Origin of the sequence: Pseudomonas sp. S3E12 (genome assembly GCF_001702295.1) — a bacterium.
GTDB classification, from domain to species: domain Bacteria; phylum Pseudomonadota; class Gammaproteobacteria; order Pseudomonadales; family Pseudomonadaceae; genus Aquipseudomonas; species Aquipseudomonas marginalis.
In genome coordinates this window covers 253,530-271,004 of sequence record NZ_MBDT01000002.1, presented here as the reverse complement: position 1 = coordinate 271,004, position 17,475 = coordinate 253,530, and the positions used below count along the sequence as shown (strand labels likewise).

At 61.0% G+C, this 17,475-nt stretch carries 12 protein-coding genes; all 12 read left to right on the top strand.

From position 1 onward, the window contains the following. The first annotated feature begins 147 nt into the window (after positions 1–147). The 12 genes from tssA (at position 148) to BB029_RS01195 (ending at position 17,465) form a co-directional block, all read left to right on the top strand. Complete coding sequence (gene tssA / locus BB029_RS01250) at positions 148–1,167, top strand: type VI secretion system protein TssA (protein ID WP_065937973.1); 1,020 nt, start codon at positions 148–150, stop codon at positions 1,165–1,167. Between the two features lie 54 nt (positions 1,168–1,221). Further along, the gene (gene tssB / locus BB029_RS01245; protein WP_017135823.1) at positions 1,222–1,728 is read left to right on the top strand and encodes a type VI secretion system contractile sheath small subunit; all 507 of its coding nucleotides are present in this window, start codon (positions 1,222–1,224) and stop codon (positions 1,726–1,728) included. Positions 1,729–1,730: 2 nt separating this feature from the next. Then, positions 1,731–3,227, top strand: a complete 1,497-nt coding sequence (gene tssC, locus BB029_RS01240) for a type VI secretion system contractile sheath large subunit (protein ID WP_065926733.1) — start codon at positions 1,731–1,733, stop codon at positions 3,225–3,227. 175 nt (positions 3,228–3,402) lie between these two features. Continuing rightward, positions 3,403–3,891 carry a type VI secretion system tube protein Hcp gene (locus tag BB029_RS01235; RefSeq protein ID WP_015886558.1) on the top strand — a complete coding sequence of 163 codons (489 nt, stop codon included), beginning with the start codon at positions 3,403–3,405 and terminating at the stop codon, positions 3,889–3,891. A gap of 87 nt (positions 3,892–3,978) precedes the next feature. Further along, positions 3,979–4,494 (top strand): type VI secretion system baseplate subunit TssE, encoded by a 516-nt coding sequence (gene tssE / locus BB029_RS01230; protein ID WP_027608263.1) that lies wholly within the window; start codon positions 3,979–3,981, stop codon positions 4,492–4,494. Beyond that, entirely contained in the window at positions 4,491–6,350 is a 1,860-nt protein-coding gene (tssF, locus tag BB029_RS01225) for a type VI secretion system baseplate subunit TssF (protein WP_065937972.1), read from the top strand. Before tssE ends, tssF begins: the two co-directional genes overlap by 4 nt. Beyond that, complete coding sequence (gene tssG / locus BB029_RS01220; protein ID WP_027608261.1) at positions 6,314–7,357, top strand: type VI secretion system baseplate subunit TssG; 1,044 nt, start codon at positions 6,314–6,316, stop codon at positions 7,355–7,357. Before tssF ends, tssG begins: the two co-directional genes overlap by 37 nt. Next, positions 7,350–10,013 carry a type VI secretion system ATPase TssH gene (tssH, locus tag BB029_RS01215; protein WP_065937971.1) on the top strand — a complete coding sequence of 888 codons (2,664 nt, stop codon included), beginning with the start codon at positions 7,350–7,352 and terminating at the stop codon, positions 10,011–10,013. Before tssG ends, tssH begins: the two co-directional genes overlap by 8 nt. 97 nt (positions 10,014–10,110) lie before the next feature. Next, positions 10,111–12,051 carry a type VI secretion system Vgr family protein gene (locus BB029_RS01210; RefSeq protein ID WP_065926737.1) on the top strand — a complete coding sequence of 647 codons (1,941 nt, stop codon included), beginning with the start codon at positions 10,111–10,113 and terminating at the stop codon, positions 12,049–12,051. A gap of 15 nt (positions 12,052–12,066) precedes the next feature. Continuing rightward, the gene (locus tag BB029_RS01205) at positions 12,067–12,501 is read left to right on the top strand and encodes a DcrB-related protein (RefSeq protein ID WP_065937970.1); all 435 of its coding nucleotides are present in this window, start codon (positions 12,067–12,069) and stop codon (positions 12,499–12,501) included. 12 nt (positions 12,502–12,513) lie between these two features. Continuing rightward, entirely contained in the window at positions 12,514–16,965 is a 4,452-nt protein-coding gene (locus BB029_RS01200; RefSeq protein WP_083236318.1) for an RHS repeat-associated core domain-containing protein, read from the top strand. Further along, a complete protein-coding gene (locus BB029_RS01195) occupies positions 16,962–17,465 on the top strand; it encodes an Imm26 family immunity protein (RefSeq protein ID WP_065937969.1) in 504 nt (167 codons plus the stop codon). Before BB029_RS01200 ends, BB029_RS01195 begins: the two co-directional genes overlap by 4 nt. The last annotated feature ends 10 nt before the right edge of the window (positions 17,466–17,475 follow it).

Sequence of the window (17,475 nt, the reverse complement as noted above, 5' to 3'; positions counted from 1 at the left end):
TACACCAAAAATGCACAACTTCTTGAATACCAGTGATGGCACATTAGTGGCATCTTCTTATATGACCAAGAAAACATGCAAAGTTCCTTGCGCAACTAATGCATGCATTGCCCGCCATGTAACGGGCTGATAGGGAGATCAATTTCAGTGGATGTGCCGTTGCTGCTCACCGCCGTTTCCGCGAGTTCGCCCTGTGGCGAAGACATGGAATATGACGCGGATTTTCTCCAGCTGGAGCGTGATGCCAAGGGCCAACCCGAGCGCAGCATGGGCGATTCGATCCTGCCCGCCGAGCCGCCGGAATGGCGCAGCATCCAGCAGCAGAGCCTCGACTTGCTGCAGCGCAGCAAAGACCTGCGCATCACCCATTTCCTGTTGCAAAGCTCCCTCGCCCTCCAGGGTGCGGCCGGGCTGGCTGAAGTCCTCACGTTGATCAATGCGCTGCTGCGCGAATACTGGGCCGACCTGCACCCGCGCCTGGATGCCGACGACGATAACGACCCCACCGTACGCATCAACGCCCTCTCCGGCCTGACCAGCGACGCAACCATTCGTCTGCTGCGCGAGAGCATTCTCACGCGCTCGCGCACCTTCGGCCCTGTGAGCCTGCGCGCCGCGCTGAACGCCAGCGGCCTGATGAGTTTCCCCGACGAACAGCTCGGCGCCCAGCAGCTCAACGCCGCGTTCCTCGACAGCGACCCCGAACACCTGCAAGCCACCCGCGACGCCTTGAGCGCCGCACGCGCCGCCTGCGAAGCCATCGAGCAGCAGGTCAGCGACCAGGTGGGTTCCGCCCAAGGCGTGGACCTCAGCCTGTTGAAGCAACCGCTCAAGCAGGCGCTGCAGGTGCTTAATCAGTTTGTTCCGAACAGCGCTGCCGGCAGCGAACCCGAGGCCGTCAGTGACGACAATGCCCCCTCGGTGGACTTCGCCGCTGCCCCCGCCGCACCTCGCCCCAGCGGCGACATCAGCAACCGTGATGACGTGCTGCGCAGCCTCGACAAGATCCTTGCGTATTACACCCGGCACGAGCCTTCGAGCCCGTTGCCGGTGTTGCTGAACCGGGCCAAGCATCTTGTGCACGCCGACTTCGCGGCCATCGTGCGCAATCTGATTCCCGATGGGATGTCCCAATTTGAAAACCTGCGCGGCCCGGACGGCGAGTAAGCCGCTCGACTGCGCAGTAACAACACCGTCGCTCAAGCGACCAGGAGCAGCAACGTGGCGAAGCAAAGTTCTCAGAAATTCATCGCGCGCAACCGCGCGCCTCGAGTGCAGATCGAGTACGACGTCGAGCTCTACGGCGCCGAGAAAAAGGTCCAGCTGCCCTTCGTGATGGGTGTGATGGCCGACCTCGCCGGCAAGCCTGCCGAGCCTCTGGCGCCGGTGGCCGACCGCAAGTTCCTTGAAGTGGACGTCGACAACTTCGACTCGCGCCTCAAGGCCATGCAGCCGCGCGTGGCGTTCCACGTACCCAACGAGCTGACCGGCGAAGGCAACCTGAGCCTGGACATCACCTTCGAAAGCATGGACGACTTCAGCCCGGCCGCCGTGGCCCGCAAGGTCGACTCGCTCAAGCAGCTGCTCGAAGCCCGCACCCAGCTGGCCAACCTGCTGACCTACATGGACGGCAAGACTGGCGCTGAAGAAATCATCATGAAGGCGATCAAGGACCCGGCACTGCTCCAGGCACTTGCCAGTGCGCCTAAGCCTGCAGGGGACCAGTAATCATGACTGACAATACCGCCCGCGAAGGCGCCCAGAGCCTGGGTGCAACCGAGGAAACCAGCGAGTTCGCATCCTTGTTGATGCAGGAATTCAAGCCCAAGACCGAGCGTGCCCGCGAAGCCGTGGAAACCGCCGTGCGCACCCTGGCCGAACAGGCCCTGGCGCAAACCGACCTGGTGTCCAACGACGCGATCAAATCGATCGAATCGATCATCGCCGCCATCGACGCCAAGCTCACTGCCCAGGTCAACCAGATCATCCACCACCAGGATTTCCAGCAGCTGGAAAGCGCCTGGCGTGGCCTGCACTACCTGGTCAATAACACCGAGAGCGATGAGCAGCTGAAGATTCGCGTGCTCAACATCTCCAAGCCGGACCTGCACAAGACCCTGAAGAAATTCAAGGGCACCGCGTGGGACCAGAGCCCGCTCTTCAAGAAGATGTACGAAGAAGAATACGGCCAGTTCGGCGGCGAACCCTATGGTTGCCTGGTGGGCGACTACTACTTCGACCAGTCGCCACCGGACGTGGAACTGCTGGGCGAGCTGTCGAAAGTCTGCGCCGCCATGCACGCCCCGTTCATTGCTGCGGCATCGCCGACCGTGATGGGCATGGGCTCGTGGCAGGAACTGTCGAACCCGCGCGACCTGACCAAGATCTTCACCACCCCGGAATACGCCGGCTGGCGCTCGCTGCGTGAATCGGAAGACTCGCGCTACATCGGCCTGACCATGCCGCGCTTCCTGGCGCGCCTGCCCTATGGCGCCAAGACCGACCCGGTGGAAGCCTTCGCCTTCGAAGAAAACACCGACGGCGCCGACAGCTCCAAGTACACCTGGGCCAACGCTGCCTACGCGATGGCGGTGAACATCAACCGTTCGTTCAAGCACTACGGCTGGTGCTCGCGCATCCGTGGCGTGGAGTCCGGCGGTGAAGTGGAAAACCTGCCGGCCCACACGTTCCCTACCGATGACGGTGGCGTGGACATGAAGTGCCCGACCGAAATCGCCATCAGCGACCGCCGTGAAGCGGAACTGGCGAAGAACGGTTTCATGCCGCTGCTGCACAAGAAAAACACTGACTTCGCCGCGTTCATCGGCGCCCAGTCGTTGCAGAAGCCGGCCGAATACGACGACCCGGACGCCACCGCCAACGCCAACCTGGCCGCGCGCCTGCCGTACCTGTTCGCTACTTGCCGTTTCGCGCACTACTTGAAGTGCATCGTGCGCGACAAGATCGGTTCCTTCAAAGAGAAGGACGAGATGCAGCGCTGGTTGCAGGACTGGATCCTCAACTACGTCGACGGTGACCCGGCGCACTCCACCGAAACCACCAAGGCCCAGCACCCGTTGGCCGCCGCCGAGGTGATCGTGGAAGACGTCGAGGGCAACCCGGGGTACTACAACTCCAAGTTCTACCTGCGCCCGCACTACCAGCTCGAAGGGCTGACCGTATCGTTGCGTCTGGTATCGAAGCTGCCTTCGGCGAAAAGCGCGTAAAAAATCGGGACTGGCTCGCTCCCTGTAGGAGCGAGCTTGCTCGCGAAAAACTTGAAGGCGCTGCGTTCATCCAGGATGCCCGCGTCACCGTTGACGACCTTCGCGAGCAAGCTCGCTCCTACAGGGGTCGGCGGCGTTAACAAATACAGTGGCTGAGACCACACAGGGAGAAAACATGGCTGTTGATATTTTCATCAAGATCGGCGACATCAAGGGCGAGTCCATGGACAAGGCCCACAAGGACGAAATCGACGTACTGAACTGGAGCTGGGGCATGGCCCAGTCCGGCAACATGCACGTTGGCGGTGGCGGCGGCGCGGGCAAGGTGAACATCCAGGACCTGTCGCTGACCAAGTACGTCGACAAGGCCTCGCCGAACCTGATGATGCACTGCGCCAGCGGCAAGCACATCGACAAGGTCAAGCTGACCGTGCGCAAGGCCGGTGGCGAAAGCCAGGTCGAGTACATGGTGATCAACCTGGAAGAAGTGCTGGTAACGTCCCTGAGCACCGGCGGTTCGGGCGGCGATGACCGCCTGACTGAAAACGTCACCCTGAACTTCGCCCAAGTGATGGTCGACTACCAGCCGCAGAAAGCCGACGGCACCAAAGACGGCGGCGCGATCAAGTTTGGCTGGAACATCCGTTCCAACACCAAGCGCTGATAGCACTGATAGCGCTTGTGGCCGTGGCTTTACGCCACGGCCACAAGCCTTTTGTCCCTCTCGCAACCCGTCCGTGGAGCTGCTTTGGTGGTAACTGAAATCGCTTCCCGCGACCGTCTGCAACCGTCCCTGCTGGACCGGTTGACCGACGACGACCCAACCAATCCCAAGGAAAGCGCCGATAAACGCGTGCTGTCCCTGACCCAATTGAAAGCCTCGGTGCTGCGCGACCTGGCGTGGCTGCTCAATACCACGTCGTTGCTCGATGCCGATGCCACGCTGCACACACAGGCCGGTACCTCGGTGGTCAATTACGGCCTGCCGGCGCTGGCCGGCAACAGCGTTTCCAGCGTCGACATCAAGGCCCTGGAAGCCCTGATCTACCAGGCGATTGCCACCTTTGAACCGCGCATCCTGCGCCATACCCTGCGGGTGAAGGCCCGCGTCGGCCATGGCGAGATGAATCACAACGCCCTGAGTTTCGAGATCGAAGGCGACCTGTGGGCACAGCCGGTGCCCTTGCGCCTGTTGCTGCAAACCGACCTCGACCTGGAATCCGGCCATGTGCGCGTGGTGAATGCCGACCAGCGGAGGCGCCCATGAACCCGCGCCTGCTGGAGCTGTACAACCAGGAACTGCACCACGTGCGCGAAAGCGCGGCGGAGTTCGCCAAGGAATACCCGAAGATCGCCAGTCGGCTGACCCTGTCCGGTATGGACTGCGCCGACCCGTACGTCGAACGCCTGCTTGAGGGCTTTGCCTACCTCACTGCCCGCGTACAGCTCAAACTCGACGCCGAGTACCCGACCTTCACCCACAACCTGCTGGAAATCGCCTACCCGCACTACCTGGCGCCGACGCCATCGATGACCGTGGTGCAATTGCACACCGACCCCGACGAAGGCTCCCTGGCCAGCGGCTTCCCGCTGCCGCGCGACACCGTGTTGCGCGCCGCCCTGGGCCGCGAAACCCAGACCTGCTGCGAGTACCGCACCGCGCATCCGGTGACGTTGTGGCCGTTGCAGGTGAGCAACGCCGAGTACTTCGGCAACCCTGCCGCCGTGCTCGGGCGCCTGGCCGCCAGCGAGCCGAAAGCCAAGGCCGGCTTGCGCCTGACCCTGCGCACCGGCGCCGAATTGCCGTTCAACAGCCTCGACTTGGACAACCTGCCCCTGTACCTCAGCGGTGCCGACGAGCAGCCGTTCCGCCTTTACGAACAACTGCTGGGCAACGCCTGCGCGGTGTTTGCGCGCAAGCCCGGTGGCGATTGGGTCGAACGCCTGCCCCAGGACGCGCTGCGCTCGCGGGGTTTCGATGATGCCGATGCGGCCATGCCGGTGGTCGCGCGGGCCTTCCAGGGCTATCGCCTGTTGCAGGAATACTTCGCCCTGCCCCACCGCTTCCTGTTCGTCGAATTCGCCGAGCTGAGCCGCGCGGTCAAACGTTGCGACGGCCAGGAGCTGGAGCTGATCGTGCTGTTCGACCGTCACGAGCCAAGCCTGGAAGGCAGCGTCGGCGCAGCGCAGTTCCTGCCGTTCTGCACCCCGGCGATCAACCTGTTCCCCAAGCGCGTGGACCGCATCCACTTGTCCGACCGGGTCAACGAGCACCACGTGATTGCCGACCGCACGCGGCCGATGGATTTCGAAATTCATTCGTTGAGCGGCATCACCGGCCATGGCACCGGGCCAGAGCAGCCCTTTTTGCCGTTCTATGCGGTCCGCGATCCATCCCGTTATGGCCGCGACCAGGCGTACTACACCGTGCGCCGCGAGCCGCGGGTGCTGTCCAGCGACCAGCGCCGCAACGGCCCGCGCTCCACCTATGTGGGCAGCGAAACCTTTGTCAGCCTGGTCGACAGCCGCCAGGCGCCGTATCGCCACGACCTGCGCCAACTCGGCGTGACCGCGCTGTGCACCAACCGCGACCTGCCGTTGTTCATGAGCGTGGGCAACGGCAAGACCGACTTCACCCTGGCCGACAGCGCGCCGGTGTTATCCGTGCGTTGCGTCGCCGGGCCAAGCCGCCCACGCGCCAGCCATGCCCATGACGCCAAGGCCTGGCGCCTGATCAGCCAGCTGTCGCTCAACTATTTGTCCCTGAGCGAGCAAGGCCAGGGCGCGGCGGCATTGCGCGAACTGCTGCGCCTGTATGGCGACAGCAACGACGCGGCCCTGCAATTGCAGATCGAAGGCTTGCGCGATGTCAGCAGCAAGGCCGTTACCCGGCGCCTGCCGATGCCCGGCCCGATTGTGTTTGGCCGCGGCCTGGAAATTACCTTGGAGTTCGATGAAAACGCGTTTCGCGGCACCGGCGTGTTCCTGCTCGGTGCGGTGCTGGAGCGCTTCCTGGCACGCTACGTGTCGATCAACAGTTTTACCGAGACGGTGATCCGTACCACCGAACGCGGCGAGATCATGCGATGGAAAGCCAAGCCCGGGCGTCGTCCGACCCTGTGAGTACGTTGGATGCGATGCATCAGGAGCCCTGGGAATACGATTTCTTCCAGGCGTTGCGGCGTATCGAGTGCGAATCGCCCGAGCTGCCGCGCCTGGGCCATTCCCTGCGCCTGGCGGATGACCCGTTGCGCCTGGGGCAACAGGCCGATTGCACCTTCGCCCCGGCCACCCTGGCCTCGGTCGATCCCGGCGGCGACGGCAAACCGGCGCGGCTGGAACAGTTCTTCTTCGGCCTGGGTGGCCCCAACGGTCCGTTGCCGCTGCATATCACCGAGTACGTACGCGAGCGCCAGCGCAACAACGCCGACAGCACCAGCAAGCAGTTCCTGGACGTGTTCCACCACCGCCTGCTGAGCCTGTTTTACCGGGCCTGGGCCGAGGCGCGGCCGACGGTCAGCCACGATCGCCCGGACGATGACTACTGGTCCGCACGCCTCGCGGCCTTGAGTGGCCGGGGCATGCCGAGCCTGCTTAACCAGGGGCTGATTCCGGACACGGCGAAGCTGCATTACAGCGGCCACCTGTCGGCACAAACCCGCTACCCGGACGGTTTGAAGGCGATCCTCGGCGAGTATTTCGGCCTGCCGGTGGAGATCGAAGAATACGTCGGCCAATGGCTGGAACTGCCCGAGCGCAGCCGCGTAGGCGTGAGCGCCCACCAGCTGGGGGTGGACTTCTGCCTGGGCAGCCACGTGTGGGACCGCCAGCATAAATTCCGCATCCGTCTGGGCCCGCTCAAGTTGGACGACTACATGGGCATGCTGCCCGGCAGCCAGCCGTTCAACGAGCTGGTGGCGTGGGTGGCCGAGTACCTGGGCCATGAATTGGACTGGGACTTGAACCTGGTTCTGCAACAACCCGAAGTACCGGCGCTGCAACTCAATGGCCAGTTCCGTCTGGGCTTCAACACCTGGCTCGGCTGCCCTGCGGTTGATGCCAACGACCTAATCCTGGCCCGGCATTACGCCGATCAAGCCACCACCTCAAGGAATCCAGAGCATGGGTGAAATCAGTCGCGCCGCACTGTTCGGCAAACTCAACAGCGTGGCCTACAAGGCCATCGAAGCCGCCACCGTGTTCTGCAAGCTGCGGGGCAACCCGTACGTGGAACTGGCCCACTGGTTCCACCAGTTGCTGCAACTGCAGGACTCGGACCTGCACCGCATCATCCGCCAGTTCAACGTCGAGCCGGCGCGCCTGGCCCGAGACCTCACCGAAGCCCTGGACCGCCTGCCGCGTGGCTCGACGTCGATCACCGACTTGTCGTCCCACGTGGAAGAGGCGGTAGAGCGCGGCTGGGTGTACGGCAGCCTGATGTTCGGCGAAAGCCAGGTGCGCACCGGCTACCTGGTGCTGGGCATCCTCAAGACGCCAAGCCTGCGCCATGCGCTGCTGGGCTTGTCCTCGGAGTTCGACAAGATCAAGGCCGAAGCCCTGAGCGAGCGGTTTGACGAATACGTCGGTGATTCGCCGGAAAACGCCCTGACTGCCAGCGACGGTTTCAATGCCGGCGCCGTGCCGGGCGAGGCCAGCGGCGCCATGGCACCGAGTGCGATGGGCAAGCAGGAAGCCCTCAAGCGTTTCACCGTTGACCTGACCGAACAGGCGCGCAGCGGCAAGCTCGATCCGATCGTGGGCCGTGACGAAGAGATCCGCCAATTGGTGGACATCCTCATGCGCCGCCGCCAGAACAACCCGATCCTCACCGGTGAGGCAGGTGTGGGCAAGACCGCCGTGGTCGAAGGTTTTGCCCTGCGCATCGTCGCCGGTGACGTGCCGCCCGCACTCAAGGATGTTGAACTGCGCAGCCTCGACGTGGGCCTGCTGCAAGCCGGCGCAAGCATGAAAGGCGAGTTCGAACAGCGCCTGCGCCAGGTCATCGAAGACGTCCAGGCCTCGCCCAAGCCGATCATCCTGTTTATCGACGAAGCCCACACCCTGGTGGGTGCCGGTGGCGCTGCCGGTACCGGTGATGCGGCCAACCTGCTCAAGCCGGCCCTGGCCCGTGGCACCCTGCGTACCGTGGCCGCGACGACCTGGGCCGAGTACAAGAAGCACATCGAGAAAGACCCGGCCCTGACCCGCCGCTTCCAGGTGGTACAAGTGGCCGAGCCGTCGGAAGACAAGGCGCTGCTGATGATGCGCGGCGTGGCCTCGACCATGGAGAAGCACCACCAGGTGCAGATCCTCGACGAAGCCCTGGAAGCCTCGGTGAAGCTGTCCCACCGCTATATCCCGGCGCGTCAGTTGCCGGATAAATCCGTGAGCCTGCTGGACACCGCCTGTGCCCGCGTCGCCATCAGCCTGCACGCGGTGCCGGCCGAAGTGGACGACAGCCGCCGCCGCATCGAAGCCCTGGAAACCGAGCTGCAAATCATCGCCCGCGAGCATGCCATCGGCATTGCCATTGGTGCGCGCCAGAGCAACAGCGAAGCCCTGTTAAGCGCCGAGCGTGAGCGCCTGGCGACCCTGGAAAGCCGCTGGGCCGAAGAGAAAGCCCTGGTGGATGAGCTGCTCGCCACCCGTGCAACCCTGCGCGAAAAGGCCGGCGTCGTGGACAGCGGCAACGATGAATTGCGCGCACAACTGGTCGACCTGCAACAGCGCCTCACCGCGCTGCAAGGCGAAACCCCGTTGATCCTGCCGACCGTGGATTACCAGGCCGTGGCCTCGGTGGTCGCCGACTGGACCGGTATCCCGGTGGGCCGCATGGCCCGCAACGAACTGGAAACCGTGCTCAACCTCGACCAGCACCTGAAAAAACGCATCATCGGCCAGGACCACGCCCTGCAGATGATCGCCAAGCGCATCCAGACCTCCCGCGCCGGCCTCGACAACCCGAGCAAGCCGATTGGCGTGTTCATGCTGGCCGGCACCTCCGGCGTGGGCAAGACCGAAACCGCCCTGGCCCTGGCCGAAGCCATGTACGGCGGCGAGCAGAACGTGATCACCATCAACATGAGCGAGTTCCAGGAAGCCCACACGGTGTCCACCCTCAAGGGCGCGCCACCGGGCTATATCGGCTACGGCGAAGGCGGCGTGCTGACTGAAGCGGTGCGGCGCAAGCCCTACAGCGTGGTGCTGCTGGACGAGGTGGAAAAAGCCCACCCGGACGTGCATGAAATCTTCTTCCAGGTGTTCGACAAGGGCGTGATGGAAGACGGTGAAGGCCGGGTGATCGACTTCAAGAACACCCTGATCCTGTTGACCACCAACGCCGGTACCGAGCTGATTTCCCAGGTCTGCAAGGACCCGGCGAACATCCCCGAGCCGGAAGAAATCGCCAAGGCCCTGCGCCAGCCGCTGCTGGAGATCTTCCCGCCCGCCTTGCTCGGCCGCCTGGTGACGATCCCGTACTACCCGCTGAGCGACGAGATGCTCAAGGCGATCACCCGCCTGCAACTCAACCGCATCAAAAAGCGCGTGGAGAATACGCACAAGGTTGCTTTCGACTACGACGACGCGGTGGTCGACCTGATCGTCTCGCGCTGCACCGAGACCGAAAGCGGCGGGCGCATGATCGACACCATCCTGACCAATAGCCTGCTGCCGGACATGAGCCGTGAATTCCTCACGCGCATGCTCGAAGGCAAGGCATTGGCCGGTGTGCGCATCAGCAGCCGGGATAACGAGCTGCATTACGACTTCAGCGACGCCGAATAACGACTGTTGGAATGCAATGCAAATGTGGGAGGGGGCTTGCCCCCTCCCATATTTCGAACCGGTTCCGTCAGTTATTTAGTCATTTACAGGTTAACCGATGCTATTCAACCAAGCCTCACGCCTGGCCAAGATCACCAGCCCTCTCGGGCCGGATGTGCTGCTGCTCAATGAAATGGGCGGCGGCGAAGAGCTGGGCCGCCTGTTCAACTATGAACTGCAACTGACGTCCCTGGACGCCAACATCGACCTCAACCAGTTGCTCGGCAAGCCCATGAGCGTGGGCGTGCAACTGGCGGACGGCGGCGAGCGGCACTTCCACGGCATCGTCGCGCGCTGCAGCCAGAACATCGACCAGGGCCAGTTCGCCAGTTACCAGGTGACGCTGCGCCCGTGGTTCTGGCTGCTGACTCGCACCTCGGACTGCCGGATTTTCCAGAACCTGAGCATCCCGCAGATCATCAAGCAGGTGTTCCGCGACCTGGGGTTTTCCGACTTCGAAGACGCCCTGAGCCGGCCGTACCGCGAGTGGGAATACTGCGTGCAGTACCGCGAGACCAGCTTCGATTTCGTCAGCCGCCTGATGGAACAGGAAGGCATCTACTACTTCTTCCGCCATGAACAGGACCGCCATGTGCTGGTGCTGGCCGACGCCTATGGCGCCCACACCACGGTGCCGGGCTATGCGTCGATCCCGTATTACCCCAAGGACGAGCAGCAGCGCGAACGCGACCACATGCACAACTGGCACCTGGCGCAGGAGGTTCAGCCGGGCTCGCTGGAGCTCAACGACTACGACTTCCAGCGCCCCAGCGCCAGCATCGACGTGCGCTCGGCCATGCCGCGCCCGCATACCGCCGGCGACTACCCGCTGTACGACTACCCCGGCACCTACGTGCAAAGCGCCGACGGCGAACACTACGCGCGCACCCGCATCGAAGCCCTGCAAACCCTGCATGAACAGGTCGAGTTCGCCGGCAATGCCCGTGGCCTGGGTTCCGGACACCTGTTCAGCCTCACCGGCTTCAGCCGCCAGGACCAGAACCGCGAATACCTGATCGTCGGCTGCCGCTACTACATCGTCCAGGAAAGCCTGGAAAGCGGCGGCGGTTCGGGTTCGGCGCAGTTCGAAAGCAGCCTGACCTGCATCGACGCCCAGCAAAGCTTCCGCCCGCTGGCTACCACCCACCGCCCCATCGTCAAAGGCCCGCAGACGGCATTGGTGGTTGGCCCCAAAGGCGAGGAAATCTGGACCGACCAGTACGGCCGCGTGAAGGTGCACTTCTACTGGGACCGCCACGACCAATCCAACGAAAATAGCTCGTGCTGGATCCGCGTGTCGCAGTCCTGGGCCGGCAAGAACTGGGGCTCGATGCAGATTCCACGGATCGGCCAGGAAGTGATTGTCAGCTTTCTCGAAGGTGATCCGGACCGCCCGATCATTACGGGGCGGGTGTACAACGCCGAGCAGACGGTGCCCTACGACCTGCCGGAAAATGCGACCCAGAGCGGCATGAAGAGTCGCTCCAGCAAGGGCGGCACGCCGGCCAACTTCAATGAAATCCGCATGGAGGACAAGAAGGGGTTGGAGCAGTTGTATATCCATGCCGAGCGTAACCAGGACATTGTTGTCGAGGTGGACGAAAGTCATTCCGTCGGGCACGACCGCAATAAAAGTATCGGCCATAACGAGACGGTGACCATCGGCAACAACCGCCTGCGCATCGTCAAGCAGGAAGACATCCTCTCGGTGGGCCAGAGAAAGACCGACAGCATCAGCCAGAGCTACGTCATCGAAGTGGGCGAAAATCTGCGCCTGGTCTGCGGTGAAAGCATCCTCGAGCTCAACGCCAGTGGGCAGATCAACCTGACCGGCGTGAACATCAGCTTCTATGCCAGCGGCGATGCCGAGTTCAATACCGGCGGCGTGCTGCACCTGAACAACGGCGGCGGCCCTGGTGCCACGCCCGACGGCCAAGGCCAGAAAGGCGCCATCGACGCCAATATCAAAGCCGCCTTCCCCGCACCTAAAAGCTCCTGACGAGACCCGTTTGCCATGACGTACCGAATCAACGAATTCCAGTTTCAACTGCCCGCCAGTGAGTTGCAGGACGCGACGATCAATATCCTCAAGTTCCCGGAGTTGGGCACATCCCTGATCGTCAGCCGCAGCCTGTTGGCCGACGGCGAAACCCTGCACAGCAACTTCAACGACCAGCTCCAGCGCCTGGAAAAACAGGTGCAGGATTTACGCTATCAACCGGGTGTGGACGTGCGTTTGGGCGCCGCGCAGGAGGTGGAAGGCATCGAGCTGCGCAGCCAATTCAACAAGGGCAATGACAAGGTATTCCAGTATCAGTTGGCGCTGGTGATACCGGGCACGCGCAAGATGCTCGCCTTGAGTTATGTGAAGGCGGACACGCTGGGGGATGCCGAGGCGGCGCACTGGGCCCTGATCAAAAACTCGCTGTCGTTCGACGCTGTTTCCTGATGAGCTGCCTGCATGTCTGACGCGTTATGGGCGGCCCGGATGGGCGATGCGCTCTCCCACACTTCGATGATGGCCGACATCCTCGGCGGTGTGCTGGAGGTGGCGGCCAACGTGGCGATCACTGCTCTGGCGACTGCTGCGGTGGCGGCGGCGATTGGTGTGACGGTCGCTACTGCCGGCATTGGTGGCTGCATCCTCGGCGCGGTAGTCGGCATTGTCGTCGGCATGGCCATGAGCAAGACGGGGGCCGACAAGGGCCTCAGTAAAATGTGCGAGAGTTTCGCCAACGCGCTGTTTCCACCGGTGGTGGAAGCCACGATTGCGGTAGGCTCAGCCGACACTTTCGTCAATAGCATCCCCGCTGCGCGTGCGGCAGGCTCCATTCCCTCGCATGTGGCGCCCGCAGGCACGGAGCTTGAAATCCCGCCGCCGGAACCCGACATCGCGCCACAAGCCGAACCTGGCTTCCTGGATATGGCCGAGGGCTTCTTCTCGCAGCTATGGCGGCCGACCGTCGCCACGCCCGCGCCTGGTGTCGTTCCAGCCCTCACCGATATGGTCCTGTGCGCCCGTCATCCGCCGATGCCCCCGCAACTTCTGGCGGAGGGTTCCGACAAAGTCACCATCAACGGCCAGCCCGCCGTGCGCAGTGGTGACCGCAGCATGTGCGACGCGACGGTAGTGTCCTCGGGCCTGATCTCGCCGAATGTCACGATTGGCGGCGGTACGGTGGTGGTACAGGAGATTCGCAGCGGGAAAACCCCAGGCGTTGGGTTGGCGATTGAAGCGTTGATGATGCTCAAAGGCGCCAGAGGCAAAACACTGAGTAATTTGCCGTGCATGTTGCTCAGCGGGGTGACGTCGTATGCGGTCAGCCAGGCTATGGGCGCTGCGGCCAATGCGACGATGGGCTCTCCCAACCCGGTACATGCAGCGACGGGGGCGAAGGTGTTGGGTGGCGATACGGAACTGGACTTCGTATTGCCGGGCGTGTTGCCGATTGATTGGCAACGATTCTACAACAGTCGGGATGAGCGCCGAGACGGGATGTTTGGCGCAGGCTGGAGTGTGCCTTATGAAATCCGCGTCGAAATCTTGTCGCACCCGGAGGGTGGCGAGGAGCTGATTTACACCGACGAACAGGGCCGGCGCATCAACCTCGGTTCTATCCCTCCAGGTTACGCGATGTTCAGTCCGGGTGAGGGCTTAAACATCCGAAGGCACCGTAACGGGCAATTGTTGATCGAAAGCAACAACGGGCTGTATCGCCTCTTTGACACCACCGCCGACGAGGCCCATGTATTGCGGTTAAGTCAATTCGGCGACCGGAACGACAACCGTATCTACCTCGACTATGACCAAGCAGGGCAACTGATACGACTGCGCGATACCTTTGATCAAGTACAGGTAGAGCTGATCCAGGAGCAGGGCCGCGTCATCCGGATAGAGCGGCTCTACCCCGATCAACATCGAGAGACGCTAGCGAGCTATGGATACGACGCTGTCGGCGACTTGACAGAGGTCCGCGACGCTTCGGGACACACCAGTCGGCGCTTCGCGTACGACGTCAATCGGCGGATGGTCGAACACCAACTACCCACCGGCCTATGCTGTTTCTACGAATGGGGGTTAGTCGGAGGTGTTGAATGGCGTGTCGTTCGTCACTGGACAGATGAGGGAGATGAATACCATTTCAACTATGATTTGGATGCTGGCGTTACATGCATCACCGACAGCTCGGCGCGCACCAGCACAAGAGTGTGGAACGCTCAGCACCAGATCATTTCGTATACCGACAACCTCGAACAGACCTGGCTGTTCGAGTGGAACGACGAACGCCAATTACTGAGTGCAACCGACCCTGAAGGGGGGCGGTATACCTGCAGCTACGATGATTCCGGCAATTTGATTGGCGAAGTCGACCCGCTTGGTCGCAGACCGTCATCAATATGGCTTGAGCATTGGGCATTGCCGGTGGTGGAGACTGATGCAGGAGGACACAGCTGGAGATACCAGTACGACCAGCGCGGTAACTGCACTCGCGAAACCGATCCACTCGGCAACATTACCCAGTATCGCTATGACAACCGTGGTCAAGTCGTAGAAATCATCGATGCAATCGGTAAAAGCAAAAAACTCCGGTGGAGTGCCTTGGGGCAACTCATAGAGCGTGTCGATTGTTCTGGCTACTCGACCCGATACAGCTACGATGAACGAGGTTTCCTCCAAACCATCATTGATGCGCTCGGGGAGCGTACCCAATTCAACTATGACATACAGGGTCGCTTGCTCAGCAGCCAGTTACCGGACGGGCGTCGCGCCCATTATCATCGTGACGCCAGTGGTCAGTTACAGGGCTTCACGGATCCCGATGGGCACACCACGTATTACCGGCACAATCGTCGCGGACAAGTCCGTCAACGTACGGATGCACATGGGCGACAGGTGTTTTTCAGCTACGACATCTACGGTCGACTAACAGCACTGACCAATGAAAACGCCGAAAGCTATCGATTCATATGGGACGCTGGCGACAGATTGACTGAACAGCACAACCTTGATGGCAGCATACGCCGCTACCACTATGGGGCGTTGGACAAGGTCTCTGCGGTTGAAGCCATTCCCGCGCCCCACGGCAGCGGTCTTGCGCTGGTATTAAACCAGCCTGTCCTGCCCATTGTTCATAATCTGGAGCGCGATGCCGTTGGGAGACTCATTACCAAAACGACAGACGATGCTCGCACGGAATATCAGTATGACGCAGTCAACCGACTGACTACGGTCACCATGACTGATAACGCCGAAAATGTGCAGACACTGAATTTTGTCTACGACGCATTGGGCCAACTGAAAGAAGAACACAACACCGCAGGGACGTTGCGCCATAGCTATGACGAGTTGGGCAATCTGATCCAAACGCAGTTGCCTGACGGCGCCTGGGTCAATCGTCTGTATTACGGCAGCGGGCATCTACACCAGATCAATCTAGATGGCCGAGTTATCAGCGACTTTGAACGTGACCGTCTGCATCGCGAAATATCGCGCACTCAGGGCAGTCTCATCACCCGTAGCGAGTACGATCGCAGTGGTCGACTTCGCTCACGTAAACGCAGCCTTGCCGAGCAACTGTCACCGCTCAGGGCAGGTGACGGGCGACACTTTGAGTACGACCCAGGGGACAATTTGATTGGCCGCACGGATCAGCACGCCAGTGGCCATCACCGCAAGTTGTTGCACTATGACGCCACCCAACGAATCATTGCTAGCCAGGACAACCTCTACGGGCAAAACGAAACCTTTGCCTATGACGCCGCCGCAAACCTTCTCGATAGCCCCATCGCTGGTGCCGGCCTGGTGGTGCATAACCAACTGCTGACTTATCAGGACAAGCGATATCGTTACGATGGTTTTGGCAGAGTGATTGAAAAACGCAGTGCCGCCCGAGGCATTCAGCGCCTGAGCTACGACGCCGAGCATCGCCTGATTGAAGTCAGAAATCAGGGCAGTACCGGTGAGACTGTCGTACGCATGCGCTATGACCCAGTGGGTCGCAGGATCAGCAAGAGCGAGCACGACAGCAATGGCTACCTGCTCGGGGAGACACGATTCACGTGGGGCTGCCTGCAATTGCTGCAGGAACACCGTAACAATCAGTCCAGCCTTTATCTCTATGAGGGCGACGACTATCAGCCACTAGCCAGGGTAGACGGCGTCGGTGCGTTGGCCAAAGTCCGCTATTACCACAACGACTTGAATGGACTGCCTGAGGTGTTGACTGAGACAGACGGGCATATCGTCTGGGAAGCGCAATACCGAGTCTGGGGTAATGCCGTTAAAGAGGTTCGAGAGCCCTATTACATTGAAGACCAGAATCTCAGATTCCAGGGTCAATATCTGGACAGAGAAACTGGGTTGCACTACAACACTTTCCGCTTTTACGACCCTGACATCGGCCGATTTACCACTCCGGACCCCATTGGCCTGAAAGGGGGACTCAATCTCTACACCTATGCCAGGAACCCGATCAGCTATGTAGACCCGCTTGGACTCACACCTGCCAATGCCCCGGGCTACCACGTGTACGGTCTATACGACCTGGATATCCATGGAAATACGGTGGGTGATCCTTACTACGTCGGGATAACCAACGACATTGCGCGCAGAACGAGTGAACATGAGGCCTCAGGCCGATTGACGAAAGACGACAGCACCACAGGTCTGCGGCGCATTGAGAAAAATGTCACATACGGCGAAGCCAGGGGTTATGAGCAGGCATACATAGAACGCTACGGGACAAGGACAGGTGAAATAGGCGCCGCAACCTCCCAAAGCAACAGGGGAAATAAATACAATTCCTTCGATCACGACAATACAACTCGCGCTCGGGACAGGCATCAGTACTTCCAAGACGCCTATAACCGAAAAAAATCCAGCCTCATTGGCAAGGGAGGAAAGTGCTCATGAATGCCCTAACGTTTTTTGGCTGGGATAAAAAGCCCCGGACGATGCTTCGCGCTATCAAGCCTGGCGATATTTTTTGCTTCAAGTTCACGGAAGATACCTTCGGTTTTGGACGAGTACTGTCCACCATGGACGAAGGTCACTGCGCCGAGATTCTGGACTTCTTTTCCGCCGAACCTATTATCTCAGAGCAACAATTGACGGATGCCAAACGCGTATCACACCCGATACTACTGAACAGCTACGGGCTGTTTGATAAAAAAAACTCGGGGGAGTGGAGAATCATCGCCTCAGAGCCTGGCTACAAAGCCCAGAATATCGAAGGTTTCTACTTCATCTACGGGGTTCCCGGGGACCTGAAGAAAATCGATATCCTAGGTAATGACAGCCCCGTGTCTGATGTCCAAGCAAAAGCTTATCCAAGCTGCGTACCGAAAAGTGACGCGCATGTGAAGTCCTTTATCTCGCTGCACAAGACATCAGCCCCTCCAGCTAAAAGCTGACATCATCAAC